The organism is Gemmatimonadota bacterium (assembly GCA_009841265.1).
Classification (GTDB): Bacteria; JAAXHH01; JAAXHH01; order JAAXHH01; family JAAXHH01; genus JAAXHH01.
Genome location: VXMB01000014.1, coordinates 58,259 through 78,963, shown reverse-complemented (window position 1 = coordinate 78,963; position 20,705 = coordinate 58,259). Strand labels below are relative to the sequence as shown.

At 62.1% G+C, this 20,705-nt stretch carries 17 protein-coding genes; 15 read left to right on the top strand and 2 right to left on the bottom strand.

Going from position 1 to position 20,705, the window contains the following annotated elements; translation table 11 throughout:
* Positions 1–147: 147 nt before the first annotated feature.
* The 4 genes from rny to F4X08_13035 all read left to right on the top strand — a co-directional run bounded on the left by rny (position 148) and on the right by F4X08_13035 (position 5,271).
* Positions 148–1,827: a ribonuclease Y gene (rny, locus tag F4X08_13050; GenBank protein MYD26729.1), complete on the top strand. Its 1,680-nt coding sequence runs from the start codon at positions 148–150 to the stop codon at positions 1,825–1,827.
* Positions 1,793–3,082 carry a tRNA epoxyqueuosine(34) reductase QueG gene (queG, locus tag F4X08_13045; protein ID MYD26728.1) on the top strand — a complete coding sequence of 430 codons (1,290 nt, stop codon included), beginning with the start codon at positions 1,793–1,795 and terminating at the stop codon, positions 3,080–3,082. The genes rny and queG overlap by 35 nt, the downstream gene beginning before the upstream one ends.
* 135 nt (positions 3,083–3,217) lie before the next feature.
* Positions 3,218–4,948 (top strand): LysM peptidoglycan-binding domain-containing protein, encoded by a 1,731-nt coding sequence (locus F4X08_13040; GenBank protein MYD26727.1) that lies wholly within the window; start codon positions 3,218–3,220, stop codon positions 4,946–4,948.
* A 17-nt stretch (positions 4,949–4,965) separates the two neighbouring features.
* The gene (locus F4X08_13035; protein ID MYD26726.1) at positions 4,966–5,271 is read left to right on the top strand and encodes a non-heme iron oxygenase ferredoxin subunit; all 306 of its coding nucleotides are present in this window, start codon (positions 4,966–4,968) and stop codon (positions 5,269–5,271) included.
* 29 nt (positions 5,272–5,300) lie between these two features.
* Here F4X08_13035 and thiL read toward each other — a convergent pair whose 3' ends face one another.
* Together thiL and F4X08_13025 are read right to left on the bottom strand one after the other, a co-directional pair.
* Positions 5,301–6,347, bottom strand: a complete 1,047-nt coding sequence (gene thiL, locus F4X08_13030; GenBank protein ID MYD26725.1) for a thiamine-phosphate kinase — start codon at positions 6,345–6,347, stop codon at positions 5,301–5,303.
* Between the two features lie 41 nt (positions 6,348–6,388).
* The gene (locus F4X08_13025) at positions 6,389–9,151 is read right to left on the bottom strand and encodes a hypothetical protein (GenBank protein ID MYD26724.1); all 2,763 of its coding nucleotides are present in this window, start codon (positions 9,149–9,151) and stop codon (positions 6,389–6,391) included.
* Between the two features lie 246 nt (positions 9,152–9,397).
* Between F4X08_13025 and ribB the strand changes: the two genes are divergently transcribed.
* From ribB to F4X08_12970, 11 genes are all read left to right on the top strand, one after another.
* A complete protein-coding gene (gene ribB / locus F4X08_13020; protein ID MYD26723.1) occupies positions 9,398–10,045 on the top strand; it encodes a 3,4-dihydroxy-2-butanone-4-phosphate synthase in 648 nt (215 codons plus the stop codon).
* 149 nt (positions 10,046–10,194) lie between these two features.
* Positions 10,195–11,133, top strand: a complete 939-nt coding sequence (gene hpnC, locus F4X08_13015; GenBank protein MYD26722.1) for a squalene synthase HpnC — start codon at positions 10,195–10,197, stop codon at positions 11,131–11,133.
* Positions 11,121–12,071, top strand: a complete 951-nt coding sequence (locus F4X08_13010) for a squalene/phytoene synthase family protein (GenBank protein MYD26721.1) — start codon at positions 11,121–11,123, stop codon at positions 12,069–12,071. The genes hpnC and F4X08_13010 overlap by 13 nt, the downstream gene beginning before the upstream one ends.
* Positions 12,068–13,600 carry an NAD(P)-binding protein gene (locus F4X08_13005; GenBank protein ID MYD26720.1) on the top strand — a complete coding sequence of 511 codons (1,533 nt, stop codon included), beginning with the start codon at positions 12,068–12,070 and terminating at the stop codon, positions 13,598–13,600. Before F4X08_13010 ends, F4X08_13005 begins: the two co-directional genes overlap by 4 nt.
* Positions 13,601–13,683: 83 nt before the next feature.
* The gene (locus tag F4X08_13000; protein MYD26719.1) at positions 13,684–14,484 is read left to right on the top strand and encodes a sugar phosphate isomerase/epimerase; all 801 of its coding nucleotides are present in this window, start codon (positions 13,684–13,686) and stop codon (positions 14,482–14,484) included.
* Between the two features lie 14 nt (positions 14,485–14,498).
* Entirely contained in the window at positions 14,499–15,032 is a 534-nt protein-coding gene (locus F4X08_12995) for a GNAT family N-acetyltransferase (protein ID MYD26718.1), read from the top strand.
* Between the two features lie 178 nt (positions 15,033–15,210).
* Positions 15,211–15,951, top strand: a complete 741-nt coding sequence (locus F4X08_12990) for a hypothetical protein (GenBank protein ID MYD26717.1) — start codon at positions 15,211–15,213, stop codon at positions 15,949–15,951.
* A 33-nt stretch (positions 15,952–15,984) separates the two neighbouring features.
* Entirely contained in the window at positions 15,985–17,325 is a 1,341-nt protein-coding gene (locus F4X08_12985; protein MYD26716.1) for an aminotransferase class V-fold PLP-dependent enzyme, read from the top strand.
* Between the two features lie 38 nt (positions 17,326–17,363).
* A complete protein-coding gene (locus tag F4X08_12980) occupies positions 17,364–18,848 on the top strand; it encodes a polysaccharide biosynthesis protein (protein MYD26715.1) in 1,485 nt (494 codons plus the stop codon).
* A 9-nt stretch (positions 18,849–18,857) separates the two neighbouring features.
* On the top strand, positions 18,858–19,769 hold the full coding sequence (locus F4X08_12975) for a glycosyltransferase family 2 protein (GenBank protein MYD26714.1): 912 nt from the start codon (positions 18,858–18,860) through the stop codon (positions 19,767–19,769).
* A 3-nt stretch (positions 19,770–19,772) separates the two neighbouring features.
* Positions 19,773–20,693, top strand: coding sequence for a class I SAM-dependent methyltransferase (locus F4X08_12970; protein ID MYD26713.1), 921 nt, complete (start codon positions 19,773–19,775; stop codon positions 20,691–20,693).
* Positions 20,694–20,705 lie beyond the last annotated feature (12 nt).

Genomic DNA, 20,705 nt, shown 5'->3' with positions numbered 1-20,705 from the left:
AGCCGACCCGGTAACGCTCCGGTCCGGCGGCCAGCTTATCGACATTAATCCCGGGCTCGACGCCACTGCGCTCGACGTCACCGCGCTCGACGTCACCGCGCTCGATGCCACTAAAGGGATAAGCTGCTCTATCGCAGGGGGTGTTGTATGGAATTCCCATTGGAAAACCTGAACGGGTTATTGCTGCCCCTGGCCGTGCTGACCGTGTTTTCCGGTCTCGTCGGGCTGGTCATCGGCATGCTCTGGCGGCGCAGCAAAGCCGGCGAAATGGAGGAGAAGGCCCAGAAGCGCGCCCAGCGCCTTTTCAAGGAAATGGAAGTGCAGCGCCGGGCGGAGATGCTGGAGGAAAAGCGAAAATGGCACGACGCGCGGGAGGCCCAGGAGGAGGAAATCAACAGAAGGCAGTCCGCCCTGGTGAGCCAGGAGCAGGATATGATGGACCGGGAGAAGGAGTGCGAGCAGCGGTATGACAACCTGAAGGACCGCGAAGATCAGACCAGCCTGCGGGAAGACGAACTGGAAAAGTCGGAAGAGAGGCTGAACGCGCAGGAAGTCCGCCTGAAGGAATCGGCCTCGGAATACCGCAACCGGCTGGAGTCCCTGGCCCGGCTGACCTCCGAGGAAGCCAAGCAGCAGCTCCACGGCGAACTCATCCGCGACGTGAAGCAGGAAGCCGAGCACCAGGTGAGGGACATTCTCAAAACCGCGCAGACCAATGCCAACCGTGAAGCGAGAAAGATCGTTACGCTGGCGATCAGCCGGTGCGCGGTGGATCAGTCCACGCAGACCAGCGTCGCGGTGGTTCCCCTGCCCAACGACCAGATAAAAGCCCGTATCATCGGGAAAGACGGCCGCAACATCCGGACTTTCGAGGCGGCCAGCGAAGTCAAGGTAATGGTAGACGATACGCCCGAAGCCGTGGTCATCTCCTGTTTCGATCCCATTCGCCGGGAAATCGCCCGGACGGCCATGGCGGATCTCGTATCCAACGGGAAGATCACCCAGAGCCGCATAGAGGAAATTATCGGGCGAGCACGGGAACAGATCGACAGCCGCCTGCTCACGGAGGGACAGCAGGCCGTCAACGAGCTCAAACTGAAATCGATGCACCCCGAGATGATGAAACTGGTCGGCCGGCTGCGGTTCCGTTCCAGTTACGGGCAGAACGCTTTGGATCACTCAAAGGAGGTGGCGTTCCTCACCGGCATGATGGCCACCGAGATCGGCCTGGACGAACTGCTCGCCCGGCGCTGCGGACTCCTGCACGACGTCGGCAAGGCCCTGGACCACGAGATGGAGGGATCCCACCCGGAAATCGGCCTGGCCTTCGCGGAAAAGTACGGCGAACCCGAGGAAGTCAAGAACGCCATCATCGCCCATCACAACGACGAGAACGAGGAAATCACCTCGCCGATCACCTTTCTGGTCGCCGCGGCGGACGCCATTTCCGGTGCCCGGCCCGGCGCCCGCCGGAACGATCCCGAAGACTATGTCCGCAGGGTAGTGGAACTGGAAGAACTCGCCCGTGCCTTCGACGGGGTGGCCGACGCCTACGCCATCAACGCCGGCCGCGAGATCCGGGTCATGGTCCGTCCGGACCAGGTGGACGACGACCAGACGCACACGCTGGCTTCCGAGATCTCCCAGAAGATCCGCAACGACCTGACCTATCCCGGGCACATCAAGGTGACCGTCATCCGGGAAAAGATCGCCCACAGGATGACGAATAAGCGGGACGACCAGCAGCACGGCGGACGTCGAAGATCGTACGGACGAAACCGGAACCGGCGTCATGCTCCGGCGTCCAGCGGACAGGCGGCGGGATAACCACGCCGCGCGGCGGATTCCCGTGTCTCTTACCGAAGAAATCAAGGCGCATGCCGCATCGCTCGGATTCGATCTTGCCGGCGTAACGTCGGCCGATCCACCCCGCCACGGGGATTACTACGCCGAATGGGTCGAACAGGGCCTGGCCGGCGAGATGGCCTACCTGCGCCGCCAGATCGAGAAGCGGCAGGATCCTCGGAAAATCCTGCCCAACGCCCGGTCCCTCGTCGTGGTCGCCATGAACTACCGGTGTCCGGACCCGGATCCCGGCTCCGGCATGCAGGCCGGTACGCCCGAAGACACACCGGACCGCTCGCCGGGCAGCACACCCGAAGACTCCCCCGAAAGTACACCGTGCCGCACGCCCCACGGCTCGCTCGGCGCCACCCCCCGCGGAAAAATCGCCCGGTACGCCCGGGGCGACGATTACCATGACGTGATTAAAGAGAAGCTGCTGGCGCTGCTTCGGTTCGTGCAGGACCGGGCCGGCCGGCCCGTGGAAGGGAAGGTATACGTGGACACGGGGCCCGTGCTGGAGCGCGAGTTCGCCGTCCGCGCCGGCCTGGGGTGGTTCGGGAAGCACACCAACCTTATCCACAAGCGCGTGGGTTCGTGGCTCCTGATCGGGGAGATCCTCCTCGACATCGAACTGGATTCGGACCGGCCCGCGGCCGATCACTGCGGCACGTGCACCCTGTGCCTCGAAGCCTGTCCCACGGACGCCATCGTCGAGCCCTACGTGGTCGATTCGCGCCGCTGCATTTCCTACCACACCATAGAATTGAAGGGCGCCATTCCCCTGGAGTACCGCGCGGCGATGGGAGACCGCGTGTTCGGGTGCGACGACTGCCAGGATGTCTGTCCCTGGAACCGCAGCGCGCCCGAAACCGGCGATCCGGCCTTCGTGGCCCGTCCCTGGAACGAAATGCCGGACCTCATTGAAATGCTGGGGTTGACGCCGGAGGCGTTCAGGACCCGGTTCAAGGGCAGTCCTGTTAAACGGACGAAGCGGCGCGGCCTGCTGCGGAACGCCGCCGTAGCCCTGGGCAACACGAAGGATCCCGGGGCGGTTCCCGCCCTCGCCGATTCGCTGGGTGACGACGAACCGCTGGTCCGGGGCCATGCGGCCTGGGCGCTGGGAAACGTCGGCGGCGACAGGGCGCTGGCGGAACTGGAGAAAGCGCGGAAGACCGAAGTAGATCCGTGGGTTGTCGAGGAAATAGACCGGGCGCTTGCCGAGTGCGAGGCGTCCTGACGAAACATACTTTTTTTCAAAAGCCCTTGCCTCCCCGTAGGTTGACCATATATTTCAGGTGGCTTTGGAGGCAGTTGCCGGGGTGGTAGATCGACGTCCGGCAGCTATATCGGTATCTGAATCGATGAAACGGATATGATTAGACACCTCCCGCTCATAGGCCTTGTATTCGTCGTCGGTTGCGCCGCCCCCCGGACCCTTGAACCGGGTGCGCGCACCACGCCTCCGACCGGGACGGCGGATACCGCCGGCAATACCGTCGCGGTGGAAGAACCGCCCGACCCGGATCTTACCCTCGATCATGTCGCTCCGGCCGATTCCCTGGCGATGAAAGACCCGGCCAGCCTGCTTGCCGACGCCAGGATGCGTTATGACGCGGCCCTCACGGCGCTGGAGCGATCCGACACCACGGCCGCACGCGCCGCGGTCGATGAAGTGCTTGAACTGCTCGTCCTGCTGAGCGACGACCAGAAGCACGCGGCCACCCCCGCGCAGGCCGATCTCCTCAGGAAGCTGGGACCGCTGGTGGACCGTATTCAGGCAAGGCGCCGCGCCACCGCCGAAGTCCGGGGTTCGATCCCCAGGGTACTCAACCGTCGCGTCACGCAACAGATCAATCTGTTTCTCAAAGACCGAAGCCTGAACATACTCAAGACCGCGTACCAGCGGTCCGGGCGCTACATCCCGATGATCCGCGAAGAACTGTCCGCCAGGGGAATGCCGCCGGAGCTGCAATGGCTTCCCATCGTCGAAAGCGGCTTCAAGCCCAGGGCCTTCTCGTGGGCGTCCGCGGCGGGCATGTGGCAGTTCGTCTACGATACGGGGAAGCGGTACGGACTCCAGCGGTCCGGCTGGGTAGACGACCGCTTTGATCCCCACAAGGCCACCCCGGCGGCTCTCGCCTACCTGGGCGACCTGTACACCATGTTCGACGACTGGTTTCTCGCCATGGCGGCCTACAACTGTGGTGAAAACCGGGTGCTCCGCGAGATCAACCGGACGGGGAACCGGGATTACTGGAAAATGCGGCTGCCCAGGGAGACCCGGAATTACGTACCCAAGTTCCTCGCGGTGCTCCATATCATCGAGAACCCGGAGAAATACGGCGTCGAATTGCCGGACACCCACGACCCCTACCTCTTCGAAGAAGTGCGCGTCGAAAAGTCGGTTGCGCTGCAGCATGTAGCCGACCTGCTCGCCATGCCGCAGGACGATCTCAAGACGCTGAACACCGACATCCGGTACGGCGTGACGCCGCCCACCGGATTTTCGCTGCGCGTACCCCTGGGCGCGGGTTCGACCCTGCTCGGCAGTCTCGACGAGCTTCCTGAATCGAATTTCAAGCCCCCTCCCGAGGTTCGCAGGTACCGCGTGCGGCGGGGTGATACACTGGGCCACATCGCCGTTAGATTCCGGACCTCGGTCAGCAGACTGCGGAGCATGAACCGGATCCGGGGCAGCCTGATCCGCGTCGGCCAGCTCCTCCGCGTACCCGGAAGGAACTACGGTGGACAGCAATGGGCAGGGCAGACGGCTTCTTACGGTACGCCGAGGGACGCCGCTACACACACCGTGCGGCGCGGCGACTCGCTGACCCGCATCGCCCGGTATTACGGGACATCCGTCGTCGCGCTGAAGCTGGCCAACGGGTTGCGTGGAGACCTCATCCACCCCGGCCAGGTACTTCGCCTGTCGGGAAACGGAAGCGGTATAAGCGGTGCGGTGACCTACAACATCCGGTCGGGGGATACGCTGGCGCGGATCGCCCGGGCCTTCAAGGTTACCCTCGCTGCCCTCATGCGGGCAAACCCCGATGTGCAGGCCAGGCGGCTGCAAATCGGTCAACGGATCGTCATACCGGGCTGACCAGGGAGCAAGCGCACATGGGATACGTCAAGGCGGCGGAGCTGGATGAGCTGAGTCCGGGCCAGATGAAGATGGTCTCGATCAGCGGGAAGGAGATCGTCCTCTGCAACGTGGACGGGAAGTACTATGCCGCCGACAATTTCTGCCCCCACATGGGCGCGCCCCTGAGCGAAGGGGAACTGGACGGCACCGACCTCTGGTGTCCGTTCCACGGCGCGTCTTTCGATGTGACCACGGGCGACGTCCTGTCGCCTCCGGCCTACGAAAACCTCACCTGCTTCCCCGTCCGGGTGACCGAAGAAGCCGTAGAAATAGAAATCTAGCCGCCAGCCTTTTAAGTCATCCGCTGACGTCAGCCGCTGAAGTGTTCGTACCCCTTTGGGTGCAGGGGCCGGGATCCGTTGTGATCCGTAATGGCCCATCCCCGGTCGGCGGACAGGCATTCGCCAATGGGGGTCATCGGCGTTCCGGTACGCTCCGCGAGTTCGGCCGCCAGGCGCTCCACCCCCTCCGGCGCAACGGCGCACAGCAACTCGAATTCCTCACCGCTCTCCAGGGCCGTCCCGACGGGATCGAGCCGAAGCTCCTCCATGGCCCGCCTGGTTTCCTCCGCGATGGGCAGGGCGTTTCCATCCAGGTTCAACCCTACCCTGCTGTCACGACCCACGTGCAGGGCGTCTGAACTGAGCCCGTCGCTCACGTCGATCATGGCGCGGACCCACCCGCTTTCAGCCAGCAAAACGCCTTCACGGACCCTGGGAACGGGGGTGCGGTGGCGGCGCAACACGCCTTCGAACCGGTCCGTTGCCGGGCTCTCCGCGGCCGGCTGCTCCCGTGCCGCACGAAGCAGGCGAAGGCCGGTCTCGCTCGCGCCCAGGTGGCCGGTCACGCACAGGATGTCTCCCGCCCGAGCGCCGCTGCGCCGCGTGATGTGTTCCACCGCGGCTTCTCCGCTCACCGTGATGGAGATGACGGTCGGCCCGTCCGTCGAACTCAGATCGCCTCCGACGATGGACACGGGATGGCCCGCGTGCCTGGCCAGTTCGTGAATCCCCGCGTACAGCGCCTCCACGTCTTCCATGGAGCGATGGGACGGAAGGCAGAGGGTCGTCAGCGCGTGCCGGGGCACACCGCCCATGGCCGCGATATCGCTGAAATTGGCGGCCATGCACTTCCATCCGATCTGCCGCCAGGACGAGAAGTCCAGGTCGAAGTCCACGCCTTCCACGAAGGTGTCGGTCGTCAGAAGGGTCGTCATGCCGGGCGCGGGAGTTATGGCCGCGGCGTCATCGCCGACCCCCAACAGGACGCTCGGATCCGGCTCCGGCAGCCCTTGCCCGATACGCCGGATCACCTCGAATTCGCCGGGAAGACCGGCGCCTTCCTTACGATGCTCCACGGTTCATCGTTCCCTTCTCGCGCCTCGCCTTGCGCGCACGCCTACCCGCCCTTGCCGAACCGCCCTTCGACGCGCTCCCTCGAGCGCGTGAAGATCTCGATGCCGGCCGTAACGCCCCCACCGAAGAGCAGTCCCTCCAGGGCGCCCAGGGCGACCTGGGTGGTGCGGCCGAATTCGCCTTCCCCGAAGATCGTCGCGATGGTTTCGAGCCGGATTTGCGACGCGTCGAAGGACTGCCGCAGGGTTTCCAGGCTGGCCGTGAACATGTTGCCGCCCATCACGGTCAGGACGATGCTGGCGATCATGCCGCCCAGCGCGCCGAAGACGATGTAGAACAGGCTTCGCCACTGCCCGGGCCGCCTGGCCAGATAGTACGTGACAACCGGTCCGAGGGCCACGCCCGCGCCGATGAAGGCGCCTTCGAGACCGCCGGTCAGGCTCGCGGGTTGCCGGCCGAACAGGGTCTGAATGGTATCGGCACTGTACAGGCTGAACGCCGCGCCCACCATGCCGCCGCCCAACGCGCCACCCGGTACGCCTAGCCACCGGCCGTATTTTCCGGATACGCGCCGCAGCGCGACCATGCCGAAGGACACGCCCGCACCTCCGAATGCCCCGCCGAACAAGCCCAGGCCCGCCAGGACGAAAATGGGCGTAAGCGCCTCCGACGACAGGCCGGAACTGACGGCGGCCAGGGCGGTTCCGAGGAGAAGTCCGCCGAACAGGCCGGACACGGCGCCGCCGAACGTACCGCCGATGCCTTGCTGCATGATGTCGATCCCACCCTGTTGCAGGCGCATCAATACGAAACCGACCATCACCATGACCCGGTACAGCCGGGAGAGCTTGACCGACCGGTTCTGTTCCCGCAGGAAGGCCAGGCTGACCGCCCGCTGGAGGCGGCTGACGGACTCGTTGCCCGTGGGTCGGGTCAGTATCGATTCCACGGCCGAACCGAACCAGTCCGCCAATTCGATACTGGCCGCCCGGCGCACGCTCAGCATGGGATCCCGCAACGCGAGGTTCCGGAGCCGGTTGTTCAGTGCCGCGCAACGCACGGGCCGGGATGACTCCACCGCCCGCTTGCGGACTTCCCGGCGATCGTTGTACATGGCCTCCAGAATCACGTTCACCGCATCCGGGACCTTTTCAACCAGCCAGGCCGGCACGGGCCGGTCCCGGTTGAGCAGGCTGATGCAGAGCAGGTACGCTTCGTCGCCGGAGACGCCGATTTCCTCCAGGTACGGCGCAAGCAGGTCCAGGCTTTCGCGGTCCATGATGAGCTGGTAGGTCCTGTAATTCTCCACCGACCGTTCGAGCAGGCTCCGTGCCTGCTTCGCTTCGTAAACGCTGCCGGTCAGCCAGCGGGACACCTCCGGAATCATGCATTCGTGGGCGAGTTCCAGCCACCCTTCCCCTTCCTGGTTCCTGCGCCGGACGATACGGGCGTCGACCAGTTCCCCGAGCAGCGTTCCGAGGGTGTCGGCGTCGTACCGGTCGCCGGCCTGGATCCGCGTAGCCAGTTCGGCCTCCCGCACGACGATGAGCCGCTCCTCTGCAGAGATGAGCGCCAGGAGCACCTGCTGCACCACGGACAGGTCGGCCGCCGAAAACCGGCGGAGGACCCTGGCGAGATAGTCGGCCAGGATCTGCGAAGCGCCGCCCAGTTGGTCGTAGGCCGATTCCGTGATCAGGTTTTTCGTATTGCGTTGATCGTATAGCGTATCGCACACGATCTGCAGGTGTGGCGGATCGACGGAGTTCTCGTCGGAGAGATCCTCCAGCAGGCGGTCGACGAGCGCGTCTTCGAACCGGCAGCCGACCCGCCAGGCGGGACCCGTGATGGCCTGTGCGGCCTGTTCGGAGGTCAATCGGCTGAGCCGGTATTCATGATGAAATATCTCCGGGACCGCCGGTTTGAGCCGGCTCATCTCCGCGAGCATGTCTTCCCGCATCACGAAGACGAACTGCAGGGGCAGCGCATCGTCTTCCATGATCACGGCGAGTTCTTCGACGAACGCTTCCCGGCCCTGTTCATCGAGCAGGAGAAAGAATTCTTCGAACTGGTCCAGCATGACGACGATCCGGGACGCGGGGCCGGGCCAGTTCCGGCGCAGCAGTTCCTGCAGAGAAACACCGTCCTCAGCGAAGCCGCCCGCTCCGTTGTCCGTTACGAGCCGCCGGACCATCCGCTGCATGTGCTGCAGTGGATCGGTGAAACTCCGGATGATACACGTTCGATGGCCCTGGTCATGCAACCGGGGGATGACACCGGCCCGGAGGATCGAACTCTTTCCGACGCCGGAACGGCCGTAGAGGAGAAACGAGCGCCGGGCAAGGATGCGGGAGCAGATGTTCTCGATCTCCTCCTCGCGTCCGAAGAAGAGGCCCTGGTCGTTTTCGGTGTAGTAGTCGAGGAACTTGTACGGACGGGTCGGCTTGTCTTTGGCCGCCTGCGGGGACGGTTCATCCACGATCTCCACCGCTTCGCCGATGAAGACGTACCCATGCTTCGGCACCGTCTTGACGTAACGGGGATTCGACGCGTCATCCTCCAACTGTTTCCGGATCGACTTTATACACTGGGTCAGCGCCGTATCGCTGACGATCACGTCTTCCCAGACTTCGTCGAAGATGCGGTTCTTCTCCACAAGCTGCCCCGCATTGGATACCAGCAGCACCAGTACGTCGAAATACCTGGAACTCAAAGGCAGCACGGCGTGTTTCCGGCGGAACTGGCGGTTCTGGATGTCCAGCACGAAGTCGTCGAAACGGAAGCCTTTGGCGGCGGTCTGTTGGGTCATTCGGGGCTCAATGGGTGGATTTCGAAGAAAAAAACGGGTGATTCATACGTTCCTCACAGAATACTCACGGGGACCTCATGCAATTCATATTTGATATGAATATAATCCCCATATGAGCATATGTCTAATTTTCCACCGAGGCACGGCGGACGGCGCGTTCTTCCTGAAAACTCATCCACTTGCGAATCCGATTGTGAGACCGCGCCGCTCGTATTTAATTACACCTTAGAAGAGGGGGTAAGCGAAATGTTATCCCATTTCTGCACCATTCCAGAGGCCGTGGAAGAAGTGAGAGCAGGACGGGTGCTGATCGTCATCGATGACGAAAACCGTGAGAACGAAGGCGATTTCATGGTAGCCGCCGAGAAGGTTACACCCGAAATCATCAACTTCATGTCGATGCACGGACGGGGGTTGATCTGTCTGCCCACCACGAAACAGCGGCTTGCAGAGCTGGACATCCCCATCATGGTCGATGGGAAAACGTCGACAGCGGACACGCCCTTCACGGTATCCGTGGATGCCATAAACGGCGTGACGTCCGGCATATCCGCCCATGACCGGGCAAAAAGCGCCCGTCTGTTCGTGGAGCAGGATACGACGCCGGAGGACTTCGAACGGCCGGGGCACCTCTTCCCGTTGCAGGCACGGGATGGCGGCGTGCTGGAAAGGGACGGCCACACCGAGGCCACGGTCGACATGATGCGGCTTGCCGGTCTCTACCCGGCGGGGGTCCTGTGCGAGGTGCTGGACGAGGACGGCTCCATGGCACGTCTTCCCCGGTTGGTCGAAATCGCCGACGAGCATCATCTGAAAATCGCAACCATCAAGGACCTCATCGAGTACCGCCTCGAAGAGGAACTCGTACTGGAATTCGCCTGCAGCGGCGGGTAAGGCGGCGAGCGAATCAGGCGGTCTAAGCGGTCCGCGCGGACCAGGTGGGCTGCGCGGACCGCGCGTTCCAGGCGGTCCAGGCTGGCCGACAGATCAGGCGGACCAGGCGGACAATACGGTCCGGCAGACGGTCTTTCCGCGTCATATTCATGTCCCAGTTACCCGACTATCTGCCGGAAGCCGTACTTCGGTTCAACGATCTCGCGCTCGACGCGCTGCCCGGCCCCGGGGACGACTCCCTGGAGTCCGCACACCGGTACTGCAGCCACCTCGCGCGCCGGCACTACGAGAATTTTATCGTCGTTTCCCCCTTTCTGCCCACCACGCTCCGGCGGCACTTCTACCATGTCTACGCCTACTGCCGGTGGTCCGACGACCTCGCCGACGAGACCGGAGACACCGGCCTGTCCCTCGAGCTGCTCGACTGGTGGGACGCCGAATTGCAGGCCTGTTACGATAACGAATTCCGTCATCCGGTGTTCATCGCACTCCGGGAAACGATCGACCGGTTCGAAATACCGATTGCCCCGTTCAGGGACCTGCTGACCGCGTTCCGACAGGACCAGGTCGTGACGCGTTACAGGACCTACGCGGACGTGCTCGAATACTGTCGTTACTCCGCCAATCCCGTAGGCCGTCTCGTGCTCTACCTGTGCGGCTACCGGGACAGGGAACGCCAGTTGCTGTCCGACGCCACGTGCACCGCGCTCCAACTGGCCAATTTCTGGCAGGATGTGCGGGTAGACCTGGAAAAGGGCCGGATATACATGCCCCTGGAGGATCTGGACCGGTACCAGTACACCGAAGAGGACCTGGAGGCCGGAGTCGTCGACGAGCGGTTCAGGGGACTGATGTCGTACCAGGTGAACCGGACGCGCAAGCTGTTCGACGAGGGGCTCGGACTGTGCGGGATGGTGGACGCAAGGGTCGGGCTGGACATCGAACTGTTCAACCGATGCGGTTCCGCCCTGCTGGACCAGATCGAAAGACGGCGTTTCGACGTGCTGTCCCGGCGCCCCACCCTGTCATCCGCCCGGAAGGCCGGTCTTTTTCTTAAATACGCATTGAAACGACTATGGATTCGCTAGAACGTTCCTATGATTTCTGCCGCGCAGTCGCGAAATCGAGGGCGAAGAACTTTTACTATTCTTTCCTCGTCCTGCCGGCCGAAAAAAGGCGGGCCATGTGCGCGGTCTACGCCTTCATGCGCTACTGTGACGATATCGTCGACGAGGAGGCCGGGGAGACCGGGACGGACGGCGCAACCGGGGAGACCGGGACGGCCACCGAAACCAGCGACGCCGGGACGGCGGACCGACAATCCCTGCTGAAGGTCTGTCGCGAGATCCTGGACAGCGCTTACGACGGAGACGACAGTGCCTTTGGCGGGACACCGGGCGGAACGCCGGCCGGAGACGGCATGTTGCTGGCGTTCAGCGACACGGTGCGGCGGTTCGACATCCCCAGGGCGTACTTCGACGCCATTATCGACGGCGCGGAAATGGACCTTACCGTGACACGATACGCCACCTTCGCGGACCTGTACCAGTACTGCTACCGCGTGGCTTCCGCCGTCGGACTGGTGTGCATACGCATCTTCGGTTACCGGGGCGAAGAAGCCGAGCGGTACGCCGAATCCTGCGGCATCGCCTTTCAACTGACCAATATACTCCGCGACATCCGGGAAGACGCCGGGATGGGCCGCGTCTACCTGCCGCAGGAGGATCTCGACGCCTTCGGGTACCCGGAGGAGAACCTGCGGAACGGACTGTTTAACGACCCGTTTCGGCGGCTGATGGGTTTCCAGGTGGAACGCGCCAGGAGCTTCTACGACGAAGCGCTGCCGCTCCTCCCGCTCGTACAACCTTCGAGCCGGGCGTGCCTGGCGACGATGATCGGCATCTACCGGGCGTGTCTCGAAGAGATTCCCCGCCGCCAGTACGACGTCTACAGCCAGCGCATCGGCCTGTCTCCGTGGAAGAAACTCTCCATCACGGCCCGGGCGCTGATCCGAAAACGCGTATGACCCAGGTAATCGTCATCGGAGGAGGGCTGGCCGGACTGGCCGGCGCGGTCGCAATGGCCGATGCCGGCTTCCAGGTCGAGCTGTACGAAAGGCGTCCGATCCTGGGAGGCCGCGCCACTTCCTTCATCCACCCGTCGAGCGGCGAAAGGGTGGATAACTGCCAGCACGTGCTCCTGGGCTGCTGCGTCAACCTCCTCGACTTTTACACGCGCCTCGGCGTCGCGGAACACATCGATTTCCACGAGGACATCCCGTTCATCGACGAGTCCAGCCGGGTCTCGGTCATTGGGCCCTCGGCGCTCCCCCCGCCCCTCCACCTGTTTCCATCGTTCCTGCGGCTAAAAACCATGGGCATCCTGGACAAGCTGTCCATCGTCCGTACCGTGGCCGGCATGATTCGTCACGTTGCGAGACTAGGGAGAACCGGCGAGCCGGCCGTGGCGACCGCCCCGGCGGCGGCTTCCGCTTCGGCAACGGCGCCCGCCTCTGCAGCGTCACGGGGCGCGGAGTCTTCACCGGCAACGTCGCGCGGCACGGAGCCTTCTCCGGTTTCCATGGCCGACTGGCTCGAGGCCCACGGGGCAACAAATCGAGCCGTCGAAGCCTTCTGGAAACCCTTCCTGATCAGCGCGCTCAATGACGAACTGGACGACATCGATGCCGACTACGGAGTCGGAACGGCCGTCCGGGCCATGCTGCTCAATCGCAGCGGATACGAGGTGGGACTGCCCGCCGTTCCGCTGGGAGATCTTTACGCGCCCTGTATAGACTACATCGAGCAGCGGGGCGGCCGCGTCGTGTTCAACCGGGGGGTTACCGGCATTTCCGTCCACGACGGCAAGGTGGCTTCCATCTCGCTGCAGGACGGTTCGTCCGTCGAAGCCGAGGCCTACCTTTCGGCCCTGCCTTTCGACGTCCTGTGCAAGCTGCTTCCTAAAAGCCAGGCCTCGGATCCCTATTTCTCGATGCTGGACGGGCTGTCGGTCTCGCCCATCACGGCCGTGCACGTCTGGTTCGACCGGCCCGTGACGGAACTGGGCTACGCCGCCGTGATCGGTCGGAGGATACAGTGGATATTCAACCAGTCCAGCCGGCACGCCGGTACCTTCTCTGCGGATAACGGCGGCGCCTATCTCGGCCTCGTGGTCAGCGCATCCGACGACTGGATGAAAACGCCCCGGCAGGTCATCATCGATCAGGCCATGGAAGATCTCGAATCCCTCCTGCCCGCCGTACGCCAGGCCAAACTGCTCAAGGCCATCGTCGTCAAGGAGGGCCGGGCCACCTTCGCGCCACGGCCCGGTTGCGACGCGCTGCGGCCCGGCCCTACCAGTCCCCTTTCCAATTTCTCCATCGCCGGCGACTGGGTGCAGACGGGCTGGCCGGCGACCATGGAGAGCGCCGTGCGCAGCGGTTACCAGGCTGCCGAGGTCCTGTTGCGTAACCTGGGAGCAAGGACGCCCATACTGAAACCCGACCTGCCCGCGGAGGGCCTGATGAAATGGGTAACGGGAATGCGGGGCTTCTGACCTCTACGACACCTTGACCCTCCTTTGTACTTCCGTTATATTTCGAACAGTATTCATTCCGGTACCTGTCCGCTCCGTTTCCCATGAGTAAGGATCAATCCGAAAGAAGGATCTCTATGCCCGCCAATCTGCTTGCGTGCCGAACGGCAAGCTACGGAAAGTTCAGCGAATCCGCCTATGCCCATCTGCCCACGATCGGCGTTCATCACGTTGAAATCGACGCACCCGCGCCGGACCAGGTCGCCGGGGTCAAGTCCAGGCTCGAAGATCACGGCCTTTCGGCCAGCAGCCTGCAGTGCCCGGTGGAGGTCCAGTACGACGACGTGGACGCGCGGCTGACCCCACACCTGGACGCCGCCGCGGCCCTGGGCGCCGGACTGCTTTTTGTCAGCGTACAGGCCGGGGAACTGGACAAGGGCGTGGCTTACGAACGTTTGCACCGGGCGGGGGCCAAAGCGGCCGAATACGGGATCACCATCGGCATGGAAACCCATCCCGACCTGATCACCAACGCGGCCGTAGCCATGGAGACCATGCGCGGCGTAGACCATCCCAACGTCCGCGTGAACTACGACACGGCCAACATACACTACTACAACCGGGACGTGGACCACGTCGACGAAATGGAAAAGGTCATCGACTACATCGGCAGCATGCATCTCAAGGATACCGACGGCCAATACAAGACCTGGTGCTTTCCTACATTCGGCGAGGGCATCGTCGATTTCAAGAAGGTTTTCGACCGGCTGAACGCCCACGGGTTCCACGGACCGTTCACCATGGAAATCGAAGGCGTGGAAGGGGAATCGCTCAACGAAGACGAGACCTGCCGGCGCGTGGCGGATTCGGTGGCGCACCTGCGGAGTGTCGGGTGTGACGTGTAGAAGGCGGGGCGTCCATGCCTGAACAGCAACTCCGGATGATGCGCCCCGTCCTGGAAGACCTGCCGGAAATCAGCGTGCCGGACGGGTATGCGCTGAGGACCTACCGGCCCGGCGACGAAGCCGCCTGGTCCGAGATCATGAACACGGGCATCGGGACGGACTGGACGGCGGAGAAGTGCCGCAAAGAGCTGACGGAAACGGAACCGTTCATGGCGGACGGGTGTTTCTTCGCAACACGATCGGGGGTAGCCGTGGCCACGGCCTGCGCCTATGACGTCCAGCCCGAGGGGATAAGCGCCGCGCAGGTTCACATGGTATGCGCGAAACCGGCCCACCGCGGAAGGGGACTGGGCCGACTCGTTACCCTGGCCGTGCTCCATTACATGCGGGAGCGTGGCTACGCGACCGCATTTCTGGGTACGGACGATTTCCGTGTGCCGGCCGTCAAGACCTATCTCGGACTGGGGTTCATTCCCGACTATATCGAGGACAGCCACCGTTTGCGCTGGTCCGCCGTGTTCGCGAAAGTCGGGGAACTACCGTCCTGAACCCGTGATTGGCTCGGTCGTTCCGCGACGACCGATCGGAATAGCGCGAACAACCGCACGCAAACCAAAACCTTCGACACGGACTTACCTTATGCAATGTATATCCAGCCGCATATCCAGCCGCATATCAAACCGCATCGGCCGTCGAATTTACCGGCGCGCAACGTACCCCGCGTACATGGCAGCCCTGACCGTCATGGCCGTCCTGGTCGTCCTGGCGCGGACGGCCCCGGCCAACGCGCAGGACGCGGAGGTCGTGGACGTGCCTCCCATCGTCATCACCGGATTCGGCATCCTCGGCGGATTCCCGACGGGCGAGTTCGGTGAAAACGTCAAGAACCCGGGTATCGGCATATCGGGATACGTGGGCTACATGATTCCCCGTACGCCCGCCGTGATCGGCCTGGACCTGGGCTATATGATCTACGGCCACGAGCGGCGCACCGAGCAATTCAGCCTGACGATCCCCGATGTCCTTGTCGGCGTGGTTACCGAGAACAACATCTTTTCGATGAACGCCTTTCTCCGTCTGCAGACCTATCCCGCTCCGCTACGTTTCTACGTAGAAGGCGTCGTGGGTTTCCACTATCTTTTTACCAGCACGACGATCGAGGATCTTCCCCGGTTCAGCGGCGAGGATATCGCCAGTTCCACGAACCTCGATGACTTCGCCTTTACCAAGGGCGTAGGCGGCGGAGTCCTGATCGAAGTATGGAGCGGCGGCGAAGACCGGACGCCGCGGAACCGCACCCTTCGGTCCGTTTCACTGGAACTCAGGATGCGCTACCATGACGGTTCCGAAGCCGACTACCTGAAGCGGGGAGATATCGTCCGCAGGGCGGGTTCGGCCGAACTCAACATCACCAAGTCGACCACCGATCTCATTACGGCCCATTTCGGACTCGCGATCGACTTCTAGCCTGGACCAATACCCCACATCCGGAGGTTTAGGATGATCCAGAACGACTATGAAATAGAGAGCATACCGGAATCGGCGTGGCAGGTGTCCCGCCGATCGTTCATGAAACGGCTGGCCGGGGGGATCGCCGCGGGCGGCGCCCTGGTTTACGGCACTTCCGCCTCCGCATCGCCGAAGATTGACGCGCCCCAGGACCTGGAGACGGCGATCTCCGGCACCGACCCCGGCGACGAGCGGTACTGGCACGCGGTCCGGAGCCAGTTCCTCCTACGGGACGACCTGGCGCTGATGAACGCCGCGAACCTCTGCCCATCGCCCTATCCGGTAATGGAATCAGTCTTCAAGTACACCCGCGACCTGGATTACGACGCGTCGTTCCACAACCGCATGAAGTACCGGCAGATCAGAGAGGAGACGCGCGAGAAGATGGCGCGCCTTCTGGGCGCCCACCCTGACGAGATCGCGCTAGTACGGAACACGAGCGAGGCCAACAACGTCATCAGCACCGGCTATCACCTCGGGGCGGGCGACGAGGTGCTGCTGTCCGACCTGAACCATCCCTCGAACAACCAGGCGTGGCAGGTCAAGGCCAGGCGCTTCGGCTTCAAGATCAACTACGTGTCGGTCCCGGTGGTGCCTCAGAGTGAAGACGAGATCATCGATGCCTTCGAGCGGGCCTACACCCCGGCGACGAAAGTCATGTCCTTCACGCACGTCTCCAACACCACCGGGCTTACCATGCCGGCCAAGAGGCTGTGCGCGGCGGCGCGGGCCCGCGGCGTGTTTTCCGTCGTGGACGGCGCCCAGAGCTTCGGCGCCCTGAAGATCGATCTCGCCGATATGGGCTGCGACGCCTACACGGGCAGCGCCCACAAGTGGTTCATGGGTCCGAAGGAGGTCGGTGTGCTCTACGTCCGCAAGGACAGCCAGGACGCCGTCTGGCCCAGCATCGTGAGCGCGGGCTGGCGGGACGAAGTGGAGGAGAGCGCCCGCAAGTACGAGGTCCTAGGGCAGCGGGACGACGCGGCGCTGACGGCCACGGGACGGGGCGTCGAATTTCACGAGAAGATCGGGCCCGCCCGCGTGGAGGCCCGCATGCGCCAGGTGGCCACGGCCATCAAGGAAGGGATATCCGGCCTGCCGGGCATCGAGCTTTCCACGTCCATGGACCCCGCCCTTTCCGCCGGCGTAGTCATCTTCAAGCCGGGCGAACTCGATCCGCGCAAAGTCTTCGACAAGCTCTACAATACGTACCATATCGCCGGTGCGGGCATGGGACCCAACGTCCGCCTTTCCCCCCATATTTACAATACCCTCGATGAGGCGGACCGCGCCGTTACCGCGGTCGCGGAGATGCTGAGGGACGGGGTCTGAGCCTACCCGCCGGTGCAGGCCCACCGCCTGACGGGCCCATGTCAAAACGAAGCGCCGCCGTCATACTCTATGCCGCGCTGCTCATCGCGAGCGTGCTGCAGGTATTCCAGTCGATCGTTATCGCCCATTTCTTCGACCCGGAATACCTGGCGCCCTACCGCTATGGCATCCTGGCGGCCGGATTCGCCTACCTGTTCGCCACCGGACTGATCGAGAGCGTCTTCTTCTTCATATCGGGCAAATACGCCCCGGAAGCCCGCAGGTACGTGGGGAACACCCTGGCCAGCTGCGCGCTGATCTTCCTGGTCCTCCTCCTGCTCTTCGAAGGCGTGCTCGACCCCTACGTGCTCATCCACACGGAACTGGGTCCCTATCTCCGGGAGATCGGCGCCTATCTCCTGATCGCGCTGTTCCTGTTCGTCAACATGACCGCCCACAACGCCCTGGTAGGAAGCGGTCACACGGCCGCCGCCAGCGTCCTGCGGGTGTTCCAGTACCTCCTGCGCATCCTGGCCATCGCCGGTGCGCTGTTCTCGGGCCTGATCGCGGCCATCTACCCACTCATCCTGCTGATCGTCGTCCTGGAAGGGATCCAGTCCCTGCTCTACGGGCTCGTCCTGCTCAACAGGAAGCTGCTTTCCTTCCGGCTGCGCGGCATCGAGACCCGGGCCCAGTACCGCTACGCCTTCGGACTGGGCGTCGCGGGATTCATCCCCTTCATCAACGGGAGCCTGGACAAGATCATGATCAGCGCCTTCCTGGGCGCATCCAGCTTCGCCATCTACAGCGTGTCGGCCATCGAACTGCCCATCGCCGGCATTCTGATGAGCGTGTTCGGTTCGGTGCTCTTTTCCACCTACGTGGGATACGCCGAAAACGGCGATCATCCGTCCATGGCGGCCCTGTGGCGCAAGTGCTCCAAGTACGGCATGATCGCCATCGTCCCCGCGGGGATCTTCGTCTTTCTCTTCTCCGACGTGCTGTACCGGCTCATCCTCCCGGACGCCTACTTCGAGGGGCACCGGGTCCTGGGCATCTACGCACTGCTCCTCCTGCTCCGCTTCAACAGCCCGGACGTCCTCGCCCGGGCCCTCAACCGGAACGCGATCATCGTCCAGGCCGCGACCGCCATGCTGATCGTCAACGTCGCGGGCAACCTGGTATTCATCGAGGTCTTCGGCCTGTGGGGCGCGGCTCTCGCCACCCTGTGCGGGACCGCCGCGGGATGGATATACTACCTGGCCCGCTACGCCCGGCTGCTGAAGCAACCCGTAAGCGCGCTCCTCCCCTGGAAGCCGTATGTCATCCTCATCGTCCTATCGGCCGTCTTCTTCGGCGCGGCGCGTTGGACTTTCGACCGGATCGAGGTGAGCGCCGTCCTGGTCATCCTGGGTGCCGCCCTGGCCATCCTGGGCGCCGTCGCCTACCTCTGGTACGCGTTTTCCTTGTTGGAGAAGCCGGAGAAGGCGTTCGTTCGGGACCTGGCGAGGAAAATGGGCGTTCCTCTTAGACCGACGGACTGAACTTTAAATATGAATCCTACCGATCCCCACGTAACGATCGTCATACTCAACTGGAACCGGGTAGCGGACACGCTGGAGTGTCTGGAATCGCTGGCGCGAATGAATTACCCTTCCTATTCGATCGTGGTCGTGGATAATGGTTCGACCGACGGCTCACCAGAGGCCATCGAGCGGTGGGGACGTGAGCACCTGCCTGTGAAGCAGATCCGTAACGCCGAAAACAGGGGATTCGTCCGCGGCAGCAACCAGGGCATGCGCCATGCCCTTTCGACGAACACCGATTACGTGTACCTGCTGAACAACGACACAGTCGTGGAGCCCGACGCGCTTTCGTTACTTGTCGCATCGGCGGAACGCTCCGGCGATGTCGGCATGGTGGGTCCGAAGATATACCAGTACGGAAAGGACAACGTGCTCGACAGCGCCGGTACCCGCGCCATCCCGTGGCTGGCACAGGGATTCCTGATCGGACATGGCGAAAAAGACCAAGGCCAGTACGATCATCCCGGCGAAATGCCCTATGTTACGGGAACGGCGCTCCTCGTCAAGCGGACCGTCCTGGAGAAAGTCGGACTGATGGACGAGGACTATTTTTGCTATTTCGATGACTTCGACTGGGGATTGAAGGCGCGGGAAGCCGGTTATTGGCTGCTGTTGGAACCCAGGGCCGTCGTCCACCACAAGGGATCGCAAACGGCCGGTTTGAACAGCCCTTTCTACGTGCATCACATGGTACGAAGCCGGATTCTCTTCGCGAGGAAAAACGTGCCGCTTCTGCCTTTTCTGTTCGCGTTCCTGCCCTACCTTTTTCTGTATCGCTATCTTCGACCGGCCTTTTCCCTGCTCGTACATCTGAAATGGTCCCATCTACGATCTCTTCATCGTGGAATACATGAAGGATTCAAAATCCCGGTCAACTGAAGGATGAAAACCTGCTTTATGAACGATTACACACAGAAAACCCGGGAATGGCTCGACGTTAGATTCAGGCAGACTGATAGTCAGGGTGTCTATTTTGCCCATCAGCCAATCTATGGTTTCCGCATGGGGCATTGTGAAAAGAGCCTGCTGCACCGCTATATTATCACTTATCACATTATGAATGCGTTATCCCACTTTAGTTTCGAAAGCCTCGTTGATCTGGGCGGTGCGGAAGGCTATAAAGGCGCGATGGTACGGCATCTTTTCAACACAGACGTAAAAAGTTGTGATTTATCCCAAGAAGCATGCAATCGAGCGGATGAGATATACAATGTAGATACTCAAGCCATAGATGTTCAGGACCTGCCGTTTGAGACAGATTCTTTTGACATCGTATTGTGTAGTGAAGTGCTGGAACATGTTCAGGAATTCGAAACGGCCGTGGAGCAATTGGTTCGTGTAAGTAGAAAAGCGGTTATCATTACGCTCCCTCATGAGTCCCAAAAACATGTAGAGAAACATCGCACCCAACCACATGCCCATCTACGATCATTTAGCTTGAGTTCACTTGATTACCTTGAGTCTCGCGGGTTTAAGATCACCCGAACGAAAATGAACAACCCGTTTTTAAAGCCTTTGGGTTTACTTGTAGAAGCAATGCCGCGTACCTATAAGCGTCCTATACCATTGTGGAATCTATACAACCGCTCACTGCCTTTGTTACGAGTGCTGTTTGGTAAACGTTCAATGGAGTTTCTAATCCACTTAGATACTTTTTTTAGTAACGTTATGTCCTACAACAGTATGATGTTTGTGATTGTAAAGGACACGACCGCATACTCCACGCGTCCATTAAAGCAAATAAGAAGTAACCACATAATAGACTTTGCTGTGCCGTATCATTATGTTCGTAACCAAACGTAACCACCTGTACCA